Origin of the sequence: Herbaspirillum sp. GW103 (assembly GCF_000261365.1) — a bacterium.
Lineage (GTDB): Bacteria > Pseudomonadota > Gammaproteobacteria > Burkholderiales > Burkholderiaceae_D > Herbaspirillum.
On record NZ_AJVC01000006.1, the window covers coordinates 42,727 to 61,494 of the forward strand.

15 protein-coding genes are annotated in these 18,768 nt (G+C 64.0%); 11 read left to right on the plus strand and 4 right to left on the minus strand.

What is annotated here, in order from left to right:
• The first annotated feature begins 217 nt into the window (after positions 1-217).
• From xylF to GWL_RS18770, 7 genes are all read left to right on the plus strand, one after another.
• Entirely contained in the window at positions 218-1,234 is a 1,017-nt protein-coding gene (gene xylF / locus GWL_RS18740; RefSeq protein ID WP_008333237.1) for a D-xylose ABC transporter substrate-binding protein, read from the plus strand.
• 100 nt (positions 1,235-1,334) lie between these two features.
• Positions 1,335-2,891: a D-xylose ABC transporter ATP-binding protein gene (gene xylG / locus GWL_RS18745; RefSeq protein ID WP_008333238.1), complete on the plus strand. Its 1,557-nt coding sequence runs from the start codon at positions 1,335-1,337 to the stop codon at positions 2,889-2,891.
• A 23-nt stretch (positions 2,892-2,914) separates the two neighbouring features.
• Positions 2,915-4,105 carry a sugar ABC transporter permease gene (locus GWL_RS18750; RefSeq protein WP_008333239.1) on the plus strand — a complete coding sequence of 397 codons (1,191 nt, stop codon included), beginning with the start codon at positions 2,915-2,917 and terminating at the stop codon, positions 4,103-4,105.
• A 76-nt stretch (positions 4,106-4,181) separates the two neighbouring features.
• On the plus strand, positions 4,182-4,973 hold the full coding sequence (locus tag GWL_RS18755; RefSeq protein ID WP_008333240.1) for an SDR family NAD(P)-dependent oxidoreductase: 792 nt from the start codon (positions 4,182-4,184) through the stop codon (positions 4,971-4,973).
• Between the two features lie 33 nt (positions 4,974-5,006).
• Positions 5,007-6,791, plus strand: a complete 1,785-nt coding sequence (locus GWL_RS18760) for an IlvD/Edd family dehydratase (RefSeq protein ID WP_008333241.1) — start codon at positions 5,007-5,009, stop codon at positions 6,789-6,791.
• A 1-nt stretch (position 6,792) separates the two neighbouring features.
• Positions 6,793-7,719 carry an amidohydrolase gene (locus GWL_RS18765; protein ID WP_008333243.1) on the plus strand — a complete coding sequence of 309 codons (927 nt, stop codon included), beginning with the start codon at positions 6,793-6,795 and terminating at the stop codon, positions 7,717-7,719.
• A 118-nt stretch (positions 7,720-7,837) separates the two neighbouring features.
• On the plus strand, positions 7,838-9,343 hold the full coding sequence (locus GWL_RS18770) for a diguanylate cyclase (protein WP_008333245.1): 1,506 nt from the start codon (positions 7,838-7,840) through the stop codon (positions 9,341-9,343).
• On the opposite strand, the gene GWL_RS18775 is transcribed toward GWL_RS18770, so the two are convergent.
• Positions 9,324-10,478, minus strand: coding sequence for a serine hydrolase (locus tag GWL_RS18775; protein WP_008333247.1), 1,155 nt, complete (start codon positions 10,476-10,478; stop codon positions 9,324-9,326). The two genes, GWL_RS18770 and GWL_RS18775, sit on opposite strands and share 20 nt — an antisense overlap.
• 239 nt (positions 10,479-10,717) lie before the next feature.
• Between GWL_RS18775 and GWL_RS18780 the strand changes: the two genes are divergently transcribed.
• Positions 10,718-12,022, plus strand: a complete 1,305-nt coding sequence (locus tag GWL_RS18780; RefSeq protein ID WP_008333249.1) for a UDP-N-acetylglucosamine 1-carboxyvinyltransferase — start codon at positions 10,718-10,720, stop codon at positions 12,020-12,022.
• 633 nt (positions 12,023-12,655) lie between these two features.
• Positions 12,656-14,170, plus strand: a complete 1,515-nt coding sequence (locus GWL_RS18785; RefSeq protein WP_008333253.1) for a hypothetical protein — start codon at positions 12,656-12,658, stop codon at positions 14,168-14,170.
• Between the two features lie 253 nt (positions 14,171-14,423).
• Here the strand turns inward: GWL_RS18785 and GWL_RS18790 are convergent, their stop codons facing one another.
• On the minus strand, positions 14,424-15,473 hold the full coding sequence (locus GWL_RS18790) for a hypothetical protein (RefSeq protein ID WP_008333255.1): 1,050 nt from the start codon (positions 15,471-15,473) through the stop codon (positions 14,424-14,426).
• Positions 15,474-15,763: 290 nt separating this feature from the next.
• Here GWL_RS18790 and GWL_RS18795 point away from each other — a divergent pair, with 290 nt between their 5' ends.
• A complete protein-coding gene (locus GWL_RS18795; protein WP_034351464.1) occupies positions 15,764-16,426 on the plus strand; it encodes an HAD family phosphatase in 663 nt (220 codons plus the stop codon).
• A 10-nt stretch (positions 16,427-16,436) separates the two neighbouring features.
• Here GWL_RS18795 and GWL_RS18800 read toward each other — a convergent pair whose 3' ends face one another.
• Together GWL_RS18800 and GWL_RS18805 are read right to left on the minus strand one after the other, a co-directional pair.
• Complete coding sequence (locus tag GWL_RS18800; RefSeq protein WP_008333261.1) at positions 16,437-17,012, minus strand: TMEM175 family protein; 576 nt, start codon at positions 17,010-17,012, stop codon at positions 16,437-16,439.
• The gene (locus GWL_RS18805) at positions 17,009-17,710 is read right to left on the minus strand and encodes a YoaK family protein (RefSeq protein ID WP_008333262.1); all 702 of its coding nucleotides are present in this window, start codon (positions 17,708-17,710) and stop codon (positions 17,009-17,011) included. The genes GWL_RS18800 and GWL_RS18805 overlap by 4 nt, the downstream gene beginning before the upstream one ends.
• Before the next feature lie 319 nt (positions 17,711-18,029).
• On the opposite strand from GWL_RS18805, the gene GWL_RS18810 reads away from it, so the two are divergent.
• Positions 18,030-18,650, plus strand: a complete 621-nt coding sequence (locus GWL_RS18810; RefSeq protein ID WP_008333264.1) for a response regulator transcription factor — start codon at positions 18,030-18,032, stop codon at positions 18,648-18,650.
• Positions 18,651-18,768 lie beyond the last annotated feature (118 nt).

Below are 18,768 nucleotides of genomic sequence, written 5' to 3' on the forward strand. Positions count from 1 at the left end.
ATCACTAAGCCGTTTGGTGAATTTCGTAATTGTAGAGGGGATTGGCCCGGGGCTAGTATCCCCCTCGCACCATCATGCGGCGTGACCCCACCCTGACAAGCTCGGCCCCACGCGCCCCCGGAAGCGATTGCCCCAAAACGGGCCAGCGGTTCCACCCGGACACGTCGCTTCAAAAATCATAATCAATTCAAATTCAATTCAAATCGGAGACTGGACTATGAAGGCAATGCTGAAGAAGACCGTATTGGCGCTGATGACCGTAACCACCCTGTCCATGGTGGCCGGCAGCGCCATGGCCGACGCCAAGAACCCCAAGATCGGTTTTTCCATCGATGACCTGCGCGTGGAGCGCTGGGCGCGCGACCGCGACTTCTTCACCGCCGCCGCCGAGAAGCTGGGCGCCAAGGTCTACGTGCAATCGGCCGATGCCAGCGAGCAACGCCAGATCTCCCAGATCGAGAACCTGATCTCGCGCGGCGTGGACGTGATCGTGATCGTCCCCTTCAACGCCACGGTGCTGACCAACACCATCAAGGAAGCCAAGAAGGCCGGCATCAAGGTGCTCTCCTATGACCGCCTGATCCTCAACGCCGACGTCGATGCCTACATCTCCTTCGACAACGAGAAGGTTGGTGAAATGCAGGCCGAAGGCATCCTGAAGGTCAAGAACAAGGGCAACTTCTTCCTCCTGGGCGGCTCGCCCACCGACAACAACGCCAAGATGTTCCGTGAAGGCCAGATGAAGGCCTTGAAGCCCTACATCGACAAGGGCGACATCAAGATCGTCGGCCAGCAATGGGTCAAGGAATGGAGCCCGACCGAAGCCCTGTCCATCGTCGAGAATGCGCTCACGGCCAACAACAACAAGATCGACGCCATCGTGGCCTCCAACGACGGCACCGCCGGTGGTGCGATCCAGGCCCTGGCCGCACAGAAGCTGGCCGGCAAGGTACCGGTCTCGGGTCAGGATGCCGACCTGGCTGCGGTCAAGCGCGTGGTGGCCGGCACCCAGACCATGACCGTCTACAAGCCCCTGAAGCAGATCGCCACCGAAGCAGCCAAGCTGTCCGTGCAACTGGCCCGCAACGAAAAACCGACCTACAACGCCCAGTATGACAACGGCTTCAAGAAGGTCGACAGCCTGCTGTTGAAACCCATCCTGCTGACCAAGGAAAACGTCAAGGTCCTGGTCGATGACGGCTTCTACACCCAGGCCCAGATCGACGGCCGCTGATCCCTGAGTCAAGCATGCCGGCTGCTCCCCCCGAGGCAGCCGGCATCGCCGTCTGCGCGCCCGGCGCGCAGACCCCGGAGACTTACTGGAAAGAACAGGCATGTCCGAGTATCTGTTAGAAATGAAAGGCATCGTCAAGAGCTTTGGCGGTGTGCGTGCCCTGGACGGCATCGATATCAAGATCCGGCCCGGTGAATGCGTGGGCCTGTGCGGTGAAAACGGCGCGGGCAAGTCGACGCTGATGAAGATCCTCTCCGGTGTCTATCCCCATGGCACCTGGGATGGCGAGATCCTGTGGGACGGCAAACCGCTCAAGGCCCATTCGGTGCGCGACACCGAAGCCGCCGGCATCGTCATCATCCACCAGGAACTGATGCTGGTGCCCGAACTGTCGGTGGCCGAGAACATCTTCATGGGCCACGAGATCACCCTGCCGGGTGGCCGCATGAACTACCCCGCCATGTATCGCCGCGCCGAAGAACTGATGCGCGAACTGAACATGCCGGACATCAACGTCACCCTGCCGGTCTCGCAATATGGCGGTGGTCACCAGCAGCTGGTGGAAATCGCCAAGGCGCTCAACAAGGATGCGCGCCTGCTGATCCTGGACGAACCCTCTTCGTCACTGACCGCCTCCGAAATCGCGGTGCTGTTGAAGATCATCAAGGACCTGAAGGCGCGCGGCGTGGCCTGCGTCTACATCTCCCACAAGCTCGACGAAGTCGCCGAGATCTGCGACACCATCTCGGTCATCCGCGATGGCAGGCACATCGCCACCACGCCCATGCAGGAGATGGATGTGGACAAGATCATCACGCAGATGGTCGGCCGCGAAATCACCGCCATGTATCCCGAGCGCAATCACAGCATCGGTGAGGTGGTGCTGGAGGCGCGCAACATCACCTGCTACGACATCGACAATCCGCGCCGCAAGCGCGTCGATGACGTCTCCTTCTCGGTGCGCCGGGGCGAGATCCTGGGCATTGCCGGGCTGGTCGGTGCCGGTCGCACCGAACTGGTATCGGCCATCTTTGGCGCCTATCGCGGACGCTACGAAGGGCAGGTCCTGCTGGAAGGCAAGCCGGCCGATACCGGCTCGCCCCTGAAGTCGATCCGTCAAGGTCTGTGCATGGTGCCGGAAGATCGCAAGCACCATGGCATCGTGCCGGATCTGGATGTGGGGCAGAACATCACCCTGACGGTCCTGAACCGCTTCTCGCGCGGCACCCGCATCGACAGCAGTGCCGAGCTCAAGACCATCCAGGACGAGATCAGCCGTCTGCGCGTCAAGACCGCCACCCCCTTCCTGCCCATCACGGGCCTCTCGGGCGGCAACCAGCAAAAGGCGGTGCTCTCCAAGATGCTGCTGGCCCAGCCCAAGGTGCTGATCCTGGACGAACCCACACGCGGGGTGGACGTGGGCGCCAAGGCCGAGATCTACCGGCTCATTTCCGAGCTGGCCAAGCTGGGACTGGCCATCATCATGGTTTCTTCCGAGCTGGCCGAGGTGCTGGGCGTGTCGGACCGCGTGCTGGTGATCGGCGAAGGCAAATTGCGCGGCGACTTCGTCAACGACAAGCTGAGCCAGGAAACCGTGCTGGCCGCCGCCATCAACCAGGCTGTCCCGCAGGCGTCGCCAGGCGCGGTGGCCGTCTGAAACAATCACAAGGTGAATTCGGTATGACTACAAGCAATCTGAGCAGCGCCGCTGGTGGCGCCATGGGCGGGGCCGGCGGCATGGCCAATCTCAAGCTGGTATTTCGCCGCTACAAGATCATTGCGCTGTTGATCGCCATCACCATCATCTGGGGCTTCTTCAGCTTCATGACCGATGGCGGCTTCCTCACGCCCCGCAATCTCTCCAACCTGCTGCGCCAGATGTCGGTGACCGGCATCCTGGCCTGCGGCATGGTGCTGGTCATCATCGCCGGTGAAATCGACCTGTCTGTGGGTTCGCTCCTGGGTCTGCTGGGCGGCATCGCCGCGCTGCTGGACGTGAGCCATCACCTGCCGCTGGCGCTGAACCTGGTGCTGGCACTGGGCTTCGGCCTGGGACTGGGGCTGTTGAACGGCTACATGACCGCTTATCTGGGCATTCCCTCCTTCATCGTCGGCCTGGGCGGCATGCTGGCCTTCCGTGGCATCCTGCTGGGCGTCACCGGCGGCATGACCATTGCCCCGGTGTCCGACAACATGGTCTATCTGGGCCAGGGCTACCTGCCGCCGCAGATCGGGATGGCGCTGGGCATCGCCCTGTTCGTGCTGGCGCTGGCCCTGACCTGGATGAGCCGCGTCAACCGCAGCCGCCACGGCCTGCCGCTGGCAGCGCTCTGGCGCGATGGCCTCAAGGTGCTGGTCATCGGCGCGGTACTGCTGGCTTTCATCCGTACGCTCAACAGCTACGATGGCATCCCCGTACCGGTGCTGCTGTTGCTGGGGCTGCTGGGACTGTTCAGCTACGTGAGCACGCAGACCGTCTTTGGCCGCCGCATCTATTCGGTGGGCAGCAACATGGAAGCCACCCGTCTCTCCGGGGTGAACGTGCAGGCGGTCAAGCTGTGGGTATTCGGCATCATGGGCGTGATGTGTGCACTGGCCGGACTGGTCAATACGGCGCGCCTGGCGGCCGGTTCGCCCTCGGCGGGCAACATGGGCGAACTCGATGCGATTGCGGCCTGCTTCATCGGCGGAACTTCCATGCGCGGCGGCTCCGGCACCATCTATGGTGCCCTGATCGGCGCGCTGGTGATGGCCAGCCTCGACAACGGCATGTCCATGCTGGACGTGGGCACCTACTGGCAGATGATCGTCAAGGGCAGCATCCTGGTGCTGGCAGTGTGGGTCGATGTGAGTACCCGTTCTGGCCGCTGACCGGCACAACACCGAAATCATTTATATCGTTTCCGGGCCGTCTCTGCGGCCCATCCTATCCTCTGGAGTAGCAAGCATGACCGCAGCCATCCCCCCCGTCTTCGAACACGCCCTCTATCGCAGCCTCGCCGGCAAGCGGGTCGTCATTACCGGCGGCGGCAGCGGCATCGGGGCGGCACTGGTGGAAGCCTTCGTCGGCCAGGGTGCACAGGTCTGCTTCCTGGATATCGCCGTCGAACCCTCGCAAGCGCTGGTGGCCTCGCTCAAGGACGCCGCTGTCGCACCGCGCTTCTTCCCCTGCAACCTGATGAACCTGGAAGCGCTGCGCGCCACCTTCACCGACATCGAGACCGCCATGGGCGGGGTCGATATCCTCATCAACAACGCCGCCAACGATGACCGCCACAAGACCGTCGACGTCACCCCCGGCTACTGGGATGAACGCCTGGCGGTCAACCTGCGCCACCAGTTCTTCTGCGCCCAGGCCGTGCTGCCGGGCATGCGCGAACGCAAGGGCGGCGTGATCCTCAATTTCGGCTCCATCTCCTGGCACCTGGGCCTGCCCGACCTGACCCTGTACATGACCGCCAAGGCCGGCATCGAAGGCATGACGCATGGTATGGCACGCGACTTCGGCCGTGACGGCGTACGCGTCAATGCCATCATCCCCGGCGCCATCCGCACCCCGCGTCAGACCCTGCTGTGGCACACCCCCGAAGAAGAGGCGAAAATCCTGGCTGCGCAATGCCTGCCTGTCCGTGTCGATCCGCATGATGTCGCTGCTCTCGCGCTGTTCCTGTCTTCCGACAGCGGCGCCAAGTGCACCGGCCGCGAGTACTACGTCGATGCCGGCTGGCTGGGCGCGTAACTTATCCACACGCCTTTCGGCCCGGAGGAATCCATGAACAAGCCACACGCCACACCCCGTCGCTTCCGCTCCCAGGACTGGTTCGACAATCCCGACCACATCGACATGACCGCGCTCTACCTGGAGCGCTTCATGAACTACGGCATCACCGCCGAGGAGCTGCGCTCGGGCCGTCCCATCATCGGTATCGCACAGAGCGGCAGCGATATCAGTCCCTGCAACCGCATTCATCTGGAACTGGCCAAGCGGGTGCGCGACGGTATCCGCGATGCGGGGGGCATTCCCATGGAGTTCCCGCTGCATCCCATCTTCGAGAACTGCCGCCGTCCCACCGCCGCCATCGATCGCAACCTGGCCTACCTGGGCCTGGTGGAAATCCTGCATGGCTATCCCATCGATGCCGTGGTGCTCACCACCGGCTGCGACAAGACCACGCCCTCGCAGATCATGGCGGCAGCGACCGTCGATATCCCGGCCATCGTGCTCTCCGGCGGCCCCATGCTGGACGGCTGGATGGATGGCGAACTGGTCGGTTCCGGTTCGGCTATCTGGAAGGGCCGCAAGCTGCTCTCGGCCGGCAGCATCGACAACGAGAAATTCCTGGAGATCGCCGCTGCCTCCGCGCCCTCTTCCGGCCACTGCAACACTATGGGCACCGCCTCCACCATGAACGCCATGGCCGAAGCCCTGGGCATGTCGCTGACAGGCTGCTCGGCCATCCCCGCCCCCTATCGCGAGCGCGGCCAGATGGCCTATGAAACCGGCCGCCGCATCGTCGGCATGGCCTACGAAGACCTGCGTCCATCGGCCATCCTCACGCGCGAGGCCTTCCTCGATGCCATCGTCGTCAATGCCGCCATCGGCGGCTCCACCAATGCCCAGCCGCACATCATGGCCATGGCGCGCCATGCAGGCGTGGAACTGCATTCGGAGGACTGGATGCAATACGGTTACGACGTGCCGCTGCTGCTGAACATGCAGCCGGCCGGCAAATACCTGGGTGAGCGCTTCCACCGCGCCGGGGGGGTGCCGGCCATCATGTGGGAACTGCAGCAGGCCGGCAAGCTGCGCGCCGATCGTATCACCGCCACCGGCAAGACCATGGCCGAAAACCTGCAAGGCCGTCAGTCGCAGGACAGGGAAATGATTTACGCATTTTCCGCACCGCTGCGCGAACGCGCCGGTTTCCTGGTGTTGAAGGGCAACCTGTTCGACTTCGCCATCATGAAGACCAGCGTCATTTCGCAAGCCTTCCGCGAGCGCTATCTCAGCACGCCCGGCCAGGAAAACATCTTCGAATGCCGCGCCGTGGTCTTCGATGGTTCGGACGACTATCACGCCCGCATCAACGATCCCGCGTTAAAGATCGACGAAAACACCCTGCTGGCCATCCGTGGCGCCGGTCCGGTAGGCTGGCCCGGCTCGGCCGAGGTGGTCAACATGCAGCCGCCGGACGCGCTCATCAAGCGTGGCGTATCGACCCTGCCCACGTTGGGTGATGGCCGCCAGTCGGGCACCTCCGACAGTCCGTCCATTCTCAACGCCTCGCCCGAGAGCGCCGTCGGCGGTGGCCTGGCCTACCTGCGCGATGGCGACCGCGTCCGCATCGACCTCAATACCGGAGAGTGCAACATGCTCATCAGCGAGCAAGAGCTGGCGCGCCGCAAGAGCGAAGGCATCCCGCCGGTACCGCCCAGCCAGACACCCTGGCAGGAAATCTATCGCAGCACGGTCGGCCAGCTCGAGACCGGCGCCTGCATGGAACTGGCCCTGAAGTACCAGGGCGTGGCGCAAACCCTGCCGCGACACAATCACTGACATGCTGACCCTGCATCGTGAGTTGCGCATGCCACCGGCCCCGGTGAGAAGGATCAAGGGGCCGATGCGCATCGACGCGCACCAGCACTTCTGGCGCTACCGTTCCGAGGACTATCCCTGGATCGGTACCGGCATGGACCTGCTGGCGCAAGACCGCCTGCCCTACCAGTTCCAGCCCCTGCTGGAAGCGCAGGGCCTGCATGCGTCCATCACGGTGCAGGCCCGTCCGGGCCGCGAGGAAACCGGCTTCCTGCTGGAGATGGCGCGGCGGGATGCGCGCATCGCCGGGGTCATCGCCTGGGATGACATCGCCGCGCCGCAACTGGCCGAGCGCATGGAACAGTGGGGTCGCCAGAAGATGCTGGGCCTGCGTCACCCCATGCAGGAGGACGATGACGCCGCACAGTTGCTGGCCTGCCCGCGATTCAATGACGGCGTGCGCTGGTTGCAGGAGCGCGACTACGTGCTGGAGGTGCTCACCCATGAGCGCCACCTGCCGCAGTTGCGCCAGCTCTGCGCGCTGCATGACCAGCACTGGGTGGTCCTGAATCATCTCGGCAAGCCGGCCCTGAAGGAATTCCGCAAGGGCCGCGCCGCCTACGAACGCTGGCGCCAGCAATTGCGCGAACTGGCCGCCATGCCGCACGTGGTCTGCAAGATCTCCGGCCTGCTGACCGAAGCCGACTGGCTGCGCGGCCTGTGCACACGCGACTTCGATCACATCGTGCAATGCCTCGATACGGCGCTGGAGCTGTTCGGTCCGCAGCGCCTCATGTTCGGTTCGGACTGGCCGGTATGCCTGCTGGCCGCTTCCTATGCGCGGGTGGTGGCGGTGGTGCAGGAATGGGCCGCCCGTCGCCTTTCGCCTGCTGACCAGGACGCCTTGTGGGGCGAATCCTCGGCCCGGATTTATGGCCTGATGTCATAAGCTTCTTCCCGGATTCCTTTTCATTGCCAAGCGATTTTCACGGTGCGATATTGCGCCAGGGAACGCTTTGTCATGACAAGGTACGGGGAGACAAAAAATCAAACGCCTCAAACGCAACATGACCCTGCTGGTGGGCTCGCTGATGCTCATGGCAGTGGTCGTCACCAGTGTGGTGCTCTACCAGAGTTACAGGCAGGTAGAGCGCACCTCGATCAACCATGCCCTCAACGTGGCACGTATCGCGCAGCGCTCGATCTCGCGCAACATGGAACTGCTCTCGCTGGACCTGGACAGCGTGGCCTGGCGCTACCGGCATGCCCAACTGCACAGCATGCCGGTGCAGCAGCAGCTGGAATTCCTGCTGGGCGAAAAAGTGGAAGCCGGTTATATCGTCGCCCAAGGTATCGTCAATGCCGAGGGGACACTGGTGGTCGGTTCACCGATACTGGAACAGATCATGCCCGGCAGTTTTTCCGGACGCGATTTCTTCGACATGGCACGCCAGGATGCGGCGACTACGCTCTATATCTCGCCACCGCAGTCCGTCAGGCTGGAGCGGCGCGCCCAGGTGATCGTCCTGTCCAAGCGTCTGGTGCATGCCGATGGCAGTTTTGCCGGGATCGTCTTCATGGTGCTCTACCTGGATTACTTCCGGCAGCTGTTCGAGGCCATGTCGCTGGAAAAGCATGCGGTCATGTCGCTCTACTCGGTGGACGGTGTGGCCTACATGCGGGTGCCCTATGACGATGCCTTCATCGGTTCCGTGCTGGAGAATGCCCCGCAGCTGCAAAAACTGCTGGCCTCGACGTCCCCCGCCGAAGGCAGCTATTTCACGCGTTCCCTGCAGGATGGCGTACAGCGTCTGTACTCCTACGTGCGCGTGCCGAAGACGCGCTGGGTAGTCTTCATCGGCCAGACCAAGCAGACGCTGTTCCGCGAGTGGATGCGCATGTTGTACGCGGTGCTGTTCCTGCTGGCCGTCTTCAGTACCGCCAGCGTCTATCTCATGAGCTTGCTGCGCGAGGAATTCTTTCGCCGCAGCAAGCTGGATCAGCAACTGGAAGAACAGGCCCGCACCGACAAGCTCACGACGCTGTTGAACCGCCGCGCCCTGGACGAGGGCCTGCAGGAAGCCTGGCACAAATGCCAGCGCAACCAGGCCGCACGCTTTGCGGTGCTGTTTGCGGATGTGGATTTCTTCAAGCTCTACAACGATACCTATGGCCACAAGGCCGGTGACTATGCCCTGGTGGCCGTGGCCCGCTGCATCAGGAGCGCGGTCTCGCGCCATTTCGACCGGGCAGGACGGTATGGCGGGGAGGAATTCGTGGTGCTGCTCGATGAAGCCGATGCCGAGGGCGCCCTGCACGTGGCCAGGACCATCATCGCCGCGCTGCAGGCGCAGAAGATCCCGCATGAGCGCAGCCCCTGCGGCCGGCTCACCATCAGCATCGGCGTGGCCTGCCTGGAGCGGGGCGTCCATCGCAGCATCGAGGAAGTGGTCAAGGCGGCCGACCAGGCGCTCTACCAGGCCAAGCGGGACGGCCGCAACCGGGTGGTGCTGTACCAGGCGCCCACCGAAGTGGTACCGGCCGCGTGGCAGCTCAGTTCAGCGAACAGTTGAGCCACTTGGCGATGCGCACACCATCCAGGCGCGAGCCATTGGCCGTCCCGCTGCCCAGCATGGTGACAATCACCGGGCGGCGGTCGTGCACCAGCAGGCGCAGCACCATGTTGTGGCCGGACTCGTTGATGAAGCCGGTCTTCTGTACCGTGGCATTGACCTGGCCGTAGCGGATCAGACGGTTGGAATTGATGTACTGCAACTGCCCGCGACCGATGTTGATGATCTTCTGCTTGTCCAGTGAATCGTTGCGAATGAGCTGGTAGCGATTGGCCGCCTTGACCAGTTCAGCCAGCTCGCGCGGGGTCGAGACATTCTCCGGTGACAGGCCGGTGGCATTCTCGAAATGGGTATGGGTCATGCCCATCGCCTGGGCGCGCGCGTTCATGGCGGCGATGAAGGCCGGGCGGCCACCGGGATAGTCGCGGCTCATGGCCGCAGCCGCACGGTTCTCCGAGGACATCAGCGCGATATGCAGCATGTCCGCACGCGACAGGCTGGCCCCCACGTTCAGGCGCGAATGGGTGAACTTCAGGTTGTCCAGGTCGTCTTCGGTCACCTCCAGGCGATTGGCCATGGGCAGCGACTTCTGGTCCAGCCAGACGATGGCCGTCATCAGCTTGGTTACCGAGGCGATGGGCGCGACCGTATCGGCGTTGCGCTCGAAGAGCGGCGTATTGGTCTGTTCATCCAGTACATACACCCCGCGCGAGAAGAGGTGGCGGCGCGAGGCTTCCGTGAAGCCGCAGCGCGACAACAGCTCGGGCTTGGTGTTGGTGGTGATGGCCGGGGTGGCAGCCTTGGCCGCAACAGCCGCCGTGCCCGCCACAGCGGCAGCGGCTGCATGGCTGCGACGGCGGCTGCGGGCCGGCACGCGGGCCTTGGCGGGAGCGGCGGCCTTCTTGCGTACGCTGCGCTTGCGCCCCTTGGCGCCGCTACTGGCAGGCCGATGCTTGCCGGCCGTGGAACCGGCGGCCTGGGCCTCGCTGATCTTGCCCGACAAGGCCGTCAGCGCCAGCAGCAGCACGCTGCACATGAGCAAACGGACCAGCACGCCGGCGCGGCGCAGGCCAGGCAGAATCAGCTGAAAAAAGAGGAAATCATTACCGGAACGGGACTGCTGCGTGCAAAACATCGTCGAAAACCTTAGTCGGGGCGCTCATCCAAGACCGGTCATGATACGGAAACTTGGCTTTTGATGCAGCCCCCTTCAGCTGTGTATAACGACAAATGAACAATATGACAAACTGACAAGTCCCCCCGCAGCCACAATTTGCTTCCCCGGCTGCAACCCGGCGGCGCATAATCTGTCCATTGCTGGCCGGGGCAGGCTGCTCCCGGCGCTCTCCGTCCGACTGAATCAACGATTTCCTCATGTCCAATCTCATCGTACACGGCGGCCGCCCGCTGCGCGGCGACATCATCCCCTCCGCCAACAAGAATGCCGTCCTGCCCATTCTCTGTGCCACGCTCCTGACCGACCAGCCACTGCGCCTGATCGGCATTCCCGAGATCACCGACGTCAAGAAGATCCTGGAGATCTTCCGCGTGCTCGGCAGCCAGGTGCAGGTGGACTATGCCAGCGGCGTGCTGGAGCTGCATCACCGCGATACCCGTTTCGATCCCAAGCTGCACCATCTGCCGGAGGAGATGCGCTCCTCCATCATGCTGGTGCCGCCCTTGCTGGCGCGCTTCGGCGTGGCGCGGCTGGAAAACGACGTCAAGGGCTGCACCCTGGGCGTGCGCGAGATCGATCCGCACGTCGAGGTGTTCCAGCGCTTCGGGGCGCAGGTGGAGAGCAGCCCCGACTCGCTCATCATCCGCAGCGCCGGCCGCATGCAGGCCAATCATCACTGGCTGGACTATGCCTCGGTCACCACCACCGAGAACTTCGTGCTCTGCGCGGCTGCCGCCGACGGGGAATCGGTGCTCACCAATGCCGCCTCCGAGCCGCACGTGCAGGAGTTCTGCCGTTTCATGGCGATGATGGGCGTGCAGATCGATGGCATCGGCACCTCGCGCGTGAGCGTGCGCGGCAGCGGCCAGCCGCTGGGCGGTGGCGAGTTCCGCTTCGATGAGGATTTCCACGAGATCGCCACCTTCCTGGCCATGGGCGCCATCACCGGCGGCCAGGTGCGCGTGCGCAACAGCGCCCCGCAACAGTTCCCGCTGATCGACCGTACCTTCGCCAAGTTCGGCGTGGAAGTGGTGCATGAAAACGGCTGGTCGCACACGCGCCAGAACGGGCCGCTGAAGGTCGTCAAACCCTTCACCAGCAACATCCTGACCAAGGTGGAAGCCGCGCCCTGGCCCTATCTGCCGGTGGACCTGCTGCCCATCTTCATCGCACTGGGGGTCAAGGCCGAGGGCAACACCATGTTCTGGAACAAGATCTACGATGGCGCCATGGGCTGGAGCAGCGAGCTCTCCAAGTTCGGTGCCCACGTGTTCCTGGGCGACCCGCATCGCCTGATCACCTTCGGCGGCTTGCCGCTGTCACCGGCTTCGGTGGAGAGCCCCTACATCATCCGCGTGGCCATTGCCCTGTTCATGGTGGCCGCCAGCATCGAGGGCCGCTCGGAAATCCGCAACGCCCTGCCGATCCGGCGCGCTCATCCCAAGTTCGTGGAAAACCTGCGCTCGCTGGGCGCGGTGGTGGACTGGGTCGAAGAAGACTGATCCCCGCCACGGCCCAGGCCCGAACCGACATCGAAGGGGACGCCAGGCGTCCCCTTTTCGCAGGACAGGAGAAGGGCTTTTCATCCTGCAGATCCCCGTTCGCAGTGCACGGATTTTTCCCGCTGCGCAGTCACTCTTGCCGAGGACATCGGAAGCGATCATCGGCATCCTTCCGGTTACCCGTTTCTGCACGATTACCCTTTTGTTTTGCCGCATTTCCACGGGCCTTGTCAGGCTTTTGAAAGCTGCCAGAACAACTGCTTCTAGGCGGGAAATATCGAATTATTTCGATAGCTCTCTGCCAACTGCAGCCGCATAGTTTCCGCCGTTAATCTACGCCGTGGCGGAAGTACAGGTCATGCGAGGAGGATGCGGTCGAGCCACGAGAGAACAAGACAAGGCTGACCGCCCCCTGCAGAAACCCCTTCACCTACCACCACCGAGACAGGCTTCGCCCCACTGATCCGAGAGCAGAGCTTTGATCCGGACAGTCCTGTCTCAACCGCAATGAACGTCGCGCTGCCCTCCCCGGAGAGCGGCCTGGACTCGTGCGCCCTGCGGTTGGCGTAGTCGTGATCAACATGTGTGCCGGATGATGCGATCCGGTGCGCCTTCTACGACTGAGCAGACAACATGAGCGTTACCGTATTGAACCTGACTGAAGCCAGCACCCTGCTGCGCACGATCAACAAGCGCGATATCAAGGATGTGCGCGCCATCGACAACGACCTGGCCCTGGTGATGGAGAACGGTCACAAGATCATCATCAGCCGTGGCGCCGTGACCGCCGTGAACTCACCGCAGCTGGTCCTGGAATTCGCCGACGGCGACGTCGCCCTGGGCGATGTCTTCGAGAAGCTGAACCACATCGAAGTCCCCAACGATGCCACCGCTCCCCTCACGGCCAGTGAAGTCAAGCGCTATGGCATCAAGCGCGTGGTCAAGGCCAAGGCCAAGGACACCGCCAAAGACAAGGACGAAGAACAAGCCGAGGCCCGAGCGGAGGTCGACGACGGCAAGCCCGTGGCCACCCTGGCCAGTGATGGCGCGCTCAAGCAGCCGCTGGCGGCCAGCGAGGTGGCGCAGAAATCGGCCATCCCATCCTCTTCCCTCACCGAGGGCAGCAGCACCCAAGCCGCCGACAACGGCGGCGGCCTGTCCTTCTCCTGGCCGTTGGTCGCCGGTGGCCTGGGCCTGCTGGCAGCGGCAGCCGGTGGTGGTGGTGGCGGCGGCGGTGGCGGCCAGTCGGGTGCGGCCGCAGTGCCCAAAGCGGGCACCACGCTCTCCGGTGCCACCGTCCTGGGTCCGCTCAACAATGCCACCATCACCGCCTACGACAGCCAGGGCAACGTGATCGGCAAGCCGGTGCCGGTGATCAATGGCCGCTATTCGCTGGTGCTGGACCAACCCGACTACAAGGGCCTGATCCTGCTGGCCGTGCGCGACAACACCCCGGGCGTGGCCGACAACTTCGCTGATGAAGCCACGGCACCCGACAGCAATGGCCAGGTGGGCTACGTCTCGAGCAAGCTCCCCCTGACCGAAGGCCAGGTCTGGCTCAAGGCGCGCATCGTGCGGACCGCCGCCCAATCGGGGGTTGCCCAGGGCAGTACCCGCGAACTGGGCAGCGAACTCAAGTTCACCCTGGACAAGACCGCACCGGCCCAGGTGCCACTGCGCATGGACGCCAGCGGTGATGATGGCATCAGCAGCGCCGACGGCATCTCCAGCCAGACCGGCATGCAGCAGGGCGGGGGCACCAGCGTGCTGGGCAGCTGGCTCAGTTTCACGCTGGTCAACGGCAATGACGACATCGCCCTTGGCGCTACCCGCTACGGTGCGGCGACCTTCGTGCAGACCGGCGCCGGTCAGGACAAGATCATCGTCGGCTCCTTCGGCCACAACGATAACCTGTCCGCGACCGTGGGCGATTTCACGCTGGGCGTGGACAAGGTCGAGGTCTTCAACCAGACCCTTACCCTGGCCAACCTGTCCAGATTCGTGACGGCCTCGGCCGGTGCCAATGCCAACGACACGCGCCTGACGATCGATCTGGACGGGGCCGGACCGGGTACGGTGACCTATACGCTGATGCTGCAGAACGTGATGTACAACAGCGCCAATACGGCCAGCATCTTCGGCCTGTGAGGCGGGTCGGGGCGGGGTCGGGAATTTGACGGAAAGCTTCACCCGCCCTGAGCGGCAATCGTAGTACCCTACGACAAAGGGCGGCCCGCAGGCCGCCCTTTGTCATTTTCCTTCATGCGAGCCGAAACCCTCAGAACAACAGGATCAGCAGCAGGATGATGGGGATGGGAATCCCCAAGAGCCAGAGCAGAATGGCGCCCATGTCAGTCTCCTTTGAAAGTTGGGATGCGGATGTGTTTCCGGTCGCGCCGCTTCAGCGCAGCTCGGGCTCGGCGACGCGGTGAGCATGGAGCTCGTGATGCAGGACCGGTTCGCCGTAGAGTTCGTTGCGGTCACGCAGGCGACCGCCATAAGTGGCCAGCAGGCTGGCGACGAAGGCCCCGCACAGGAGCGCCAGGAACATCCACAGCGAGGCATAGGCCGCCGCCTTGCGGGCGGCATCGGCGGCTTCCTTGCCCTTGGCGGCAGCCTGCTCCAGGTTGCGCTGGTAGGCGGCGAAGGTATCGGCCACGCGCTTGTCGGCATCGGCTTGCGACAGGCCGGTATGGCGTGCCACCAGCTGGCCCAGGTAGCGCTTGTCGTTGTCCGCCAGTTGCTGGTTGGCCAGCGAATAGCCGAACACGCGGACCACTTCCATGCGCTGGGCCGAGCTCAGTTCACGGCCATCAGCGGGGGTCGGTGCGGCCAGCGGTGCAGCAGGTGCAGCGCCAGCGTTGGGGGTAGCGGTCGTGTTGGTATCGGTGCGGAACATGGAGTCGATGAAATATCCCGAGGCGCGATCGGCCAGGTTGCCTGCCTGTTGTGCGCCGTCCGGGCCCATGGCCGCTGCGGTCGCAACAGTACCGGTCCCCAGCGCGCCACCGGCGGCACCCAGGGTCTTGGCACCGCCCGAGATCACGCTGCCCACGGCCGAACCCAGCAGGGCGGCGGTGGCCAGCGAGGCCACGGCCCAGGCCAGCAGGCCATGCGCGGTATCGCGGAAATAGACTTCACGGGTATGCAGACCCGCCCATTTCACGCGCAGGCGGCCCGCCAGGAAACCGCCGATGGCCGAGGCCGCGATCTGGGTAAAGAGCAGCCAGCCGGCGGTGGAGTAACCGATGGCCTTGGCCGAAATACCCTGGCCGGACCACGGCGAGATGGAGGAGAAGCCCAGGCCGAAGCCCAGCATCACCAGGATGAACGACAGCGCGGCGGCGGCGAAGGCGCCCGCCAGAATGGCGCCCCAGGAGACGCCGGAACCGTTGTTGTTGACGGCCTCGACACTGGCCGCTGGAAGGGAATGAATGCTGGAGGTGGTCATGAGTCTGCTCGCAATTCTCGGTGGATTCTGGATGGATTGATCTCTGCGGCGAGCGCAGGGCCGGGCGGCATTGCCACGGGAAGACTGTAGGGGCGCGGCGGCGGTGACGCCATCGGCGCAGTTCGGCAGGTGGCGTAGGAGAGCAGGCATACCGGTAGTCGGCATGCAGGAGAAGGACCATGCAGGCGTACCGGGATCGCTACGAAAAACTGCTCGGCATGGGCGCGCCGGGTCTTATAGAATGGGCGGCTCCCCGTGCGGCACAGCCGCTTGACTCTGCTACGGATCCCATGGCCACGACTCCCATCACCCACTTCCTGTTCGACCTCGACGGTACGCTCATGGACAGCGATGCCCTGCACCACGCTGCCTTCAACACCATCCTCTCGCGCTGGAACCGTTCGGTGGATCTCGATTACTACAAGACCCACATCATGGGTGCCTCCAATGCCATGATCTTCGGTCACCTGTTCCCCGGCATGCCGGCCTCGGAATATCAACCGCTGGCCGAAGAGAAGGAACAACTCTTCCGTTCCCAGCTGGACCGGCAGGTCGCCCCTACGGCCGGCATCGAGCGCCTGCTCGACCATATCGCCCGCATCGGCGCGCGCACGGCGGTGGTCACCAATGCACCGCGCGCCAATGCCGAGCTGATGCTCAACGCCACCGGCCTGGCCGGTCGTTTCGATACGCTGGTCATTGGCGACGAACTGGAACGTGCCAAGCCCGATCCGCTGCCCTACCTGACCGCGTTACGACTGCTGGGCGGAACACCGCAACAGGCGGTGGCCTTCGAGGATTCGAGTTCGGGTGTGAAAGCCGCCAGCAGCGCCGGAGTGTGGACCTTCGGCATGCTGGGCGGGCTGGATGAAGCGCGCCTGCGTGCCGCCGGCGCCCATGCGGTGATCCGCGACTTCAACGGCCAGCCGCTGTGGGACAAGCTCGGCGGCTGATCCCGCGCCCTCAGTCGGGACGCGCCGCCCCCACGTGATGATCCGGCAGGAACCACAACAGGGCCAGCAGCACGTAGATGGCGGTGGCGCCCAGCGGTGCTGCCAGCGAGAGCGGAATGGCGACCGCATAGAGCAGGATGGACAGCGCATTCTTGCGTCCATGGCCCAGCAGCGCCGCCAGCGAAGGATGCGCGGCCTCGCTGTGGCGCAAGGCGCGCTTCAAGAGCAGGAAAGACACCGAGCACATCAGCAGCACCACGCCATAGCAAGCCACCGGCACGCTCTGGCGATGATGGTTGGCCACCCACGAGGTGACGAAGGGCAGCAGCGACAGCCAGAACAGCAGGTGCAGATTGGCCCACAGCACGCGGCGATCCACCTGCGTGGCCAGCTGCAGCAGGTGATGATGATTGACCCAGTAGATGCCGATATAGACGAAGCTGAGCACATAGCTCAACAGCGGCGGCATGAGCGGCGCCAGGTCGGCCAGGCTGGCGCCCTGCGGTGTCTGCAGGCCCAGCACCATGATGGTGATGGCAATGGCGATGACGCCATCGCTGAAGGCTTCCAGCCGCGCCTTGTTCACAGCCCTGCCGCCTTGGCCGGCAGCGGTTGGCGGAATTCCCACACCACCAGCGCCACCAGGATCAGCACCGGCACCATCAGCCCGGCAAAGCCGATGGCGTGATAGGCGAAGGCGGCGGCGATGGCCCCTGCGCCGAAGGACAATACCGGCCACACGAACTTGATGCAGCGCTCGGTGGTCCCGGCATCGGCGGCACCGCGCAGCATGTCCACCACATCGATCACCACTTGGGTGACATTGCCGGTCATCAGCGAAGTCGGTGCCAGGTGCGCCAGCAGCAGGCGACTGATGGCGCTGTGCACGCCCATGGACGCCGTACCCAGCAGTCCGGCGGCCATCACCCAGCCTGCCGTGGGCGATTGCACCGGGGCCGCGGCGATACCGCAGAGCATGAATCCGGTCAGCAGCAGCAGTTGCAGCAGCAGCGACCAGCCCAGCGCCCGACCCGCGCGGCGCTGGATGGCGGCGATGTAGAGGCGCGCCACCGCCACCCCCACAATGAAGGCCGGGAAGGCCAGGAACTTGAGCAGGATGGACATCTGCGCACTGTCGGCCAGGGCGGCACCGATGAGGATGAAGTTGCCCGTCACGTGGGCCGTGAACAGGCCGAACAGCGCGATGAAGCCCAGGGTATCGACATAGGCGGCGAGAAAGGCCAGTCCCGAGGACTGGAGGCGGTTGCGTTGTGCGGCTTGCATGGGGGATCTCGCTGTGGTGAGGCGGGGAGCCAGGCCGCACACCTTAGCACCGCTGCGGCCGTGCGCCCATTATCCCTGTGGATAAGACAAGCCTGACCGGGACCGACTCCTTGCCTGACCGACAACAAGATCGTCTGCCGGGATGCAGCAAAGGCATTTTCTACAAAAAACAGCACGTTTGTACAATCCAAGCCTGGCCGGAATGCCGATCATGCGAACTGAACAACGGCACGACATGGCCTGTGGCGCCCGCGGATGCGGGCGGGTCCGCGCACCTGTTCGGCCCAGGATTTTTGCAACCGGCAAGACGGATGGCACTATGGAAAGCACCGTATACGTCGTTGATGACGATGGCATGGTCAGGACCGCCCTGTTGAGACTGCTGGCCTCGGCCGGTCTGAAGGCACGCGGCTTTGCCTCGGCCGATGAATTCCTGCGGGAAACCCTGCCGGGCGCACCCTGCTGCCTGCTGCTGGACATGAAGATGCCGGGCTCGGACGGCTTCGAGGTGGTACGGCGTCTGGAACAGCGCGGTGATGCCATTCCGGTCATCTTCATCTCGGGCTACGGCACCATCCCCGTCACGGTACAGGCCATGAAGGCGGGCGCGCATGAATTCCTCACCAAGCCCATCGAAGACGAACGTCTGCTGGGTGCGGTGCAGGATGCCCTGACCATCGCCGGGCGCAACCTGCACCAACGGGTGGAGCAGGCCGCCAACACCTTGCGCCTGGAAAAGCTCACGCCGCGCGAACGCGAAGTGCTGGAACTGGCCATCGGCGGGCTGCTCAACAAGCAGATCGCCACCGAGCTGGGCATCAGTGAAATCACCGTCAAGGTCCACAAGCGTCGCGTGATGGACAAGATGCAGACCAGAACCCTGGCCGACCTGGTGCGCGCAGCGGAGCGCTTGCAGATTCAATCGGCGCGGCAGCGCTAACGCGGCAAGCGGGGGCTGTCCTTACCGGTCTACTCGTCCGTCCGGACACAACCGACCTGCACGGATGATGGGATTCGAAGGCATTCGAATCTATCCGACTTTTTGCCGCGCTCCTGTC

Bases quoted from the DNA above. Each gene is read 5' to 3' on its own strand.
- GWL_RS18795 (WP_034351464.1), top strand. From the start codon at position 15,764: ATGGCCACGACTCCCATCACCCACTTCCTGTTCGACCTCGACGGTACG.
- GWL_RS18755 (WP_008333240.1), top strand. From the start codon at position 4,182: ATGACCGCAGCCATCCCCCCCGTCTTCGAACACGCCCTCTATCGCAGC.
- GWL_RS18750 (WP_008333239.1), top strand. From the start codon at position 2,915: ATGACTACAAGCAATCTGAGCAGCGCCGCTGGTGGCGCCATGGGCGGG.
- GWL_RS18765 (WP_008333243.1), top strand. From the start codon at position 6,793: ATGCTGACCCTGCATCGTGAGTTGCGCATGCCACCGGCCCCGGTGAGA.
- xylF (WP_008333237.1), top strand. From the start codon at position 218: ATGAAGGCAATGCTGAAGAAGACCGTATTGGCGCTGATGACCGTAACC.
- GWL_RS18810 (WP_008333264.1), top strand. From the start codon at position 18,030: ATGGAAAGCACCGTATACGTCGTTGATGACGATGGCATGGTCAGGACC.
- GWL_RS18775 (WP_008333247.1), bottom strand. From the start codon at position 10,478: ATGTTTTGCACGCAGCAGTCCCGTTCCGGTAATGATTTCCTCTTTTTT.
- GWL_RS18785 (WP_008333253.1), top strand. From the start codon at position 12,656: ATGAGCGTTACCGTATTGAACCTGACTGAAGCCAGCACCCTGCTGCGC.
- GWL_RS18780 (WP_008333249.1), top strand. From the start codon at position 10,718: ATGTCCAATCTCATCGTACACGGCGGCCGCCCGCTGCGCGGCGACATC.
- GWL_RS18770 (WP_008333245.1), top strand. From the start codon at position 7,838: ATGACCCTGCTGGTGGGCTCGCTGATGCTCATGGCAGTGGTCGTCACC.
- GWL_RS18805 (WP_008333262.1), bottom strand. From the start codon at position 17,710: ATGCAAGCCGCACAACGCAACCGCCTCCAGTCCTCGGGACTGGCCTTT.
- GWL_RS18760 (WP_008333241.1), top strand. From the start codon at position 5,007: ATGAACAAGCCACACGCCACACCCCGTCGCTTCCGCTCCCAGGACTGG.
- GWL_RS18790 (WP_008333255.1), bottom strand. From the start codon at position 15,473: ATGACCACCTCCAGCATTCATTCCCTTCCAGCGGCCAGTGTCGAGGCC.
- xylG (WP_008333238.1), top strand. From the start codon at position 1,335: ATGTCCGAGTATCTGTTAGAAATGAAAGGCATCGTCAAGAGCTTTGGC.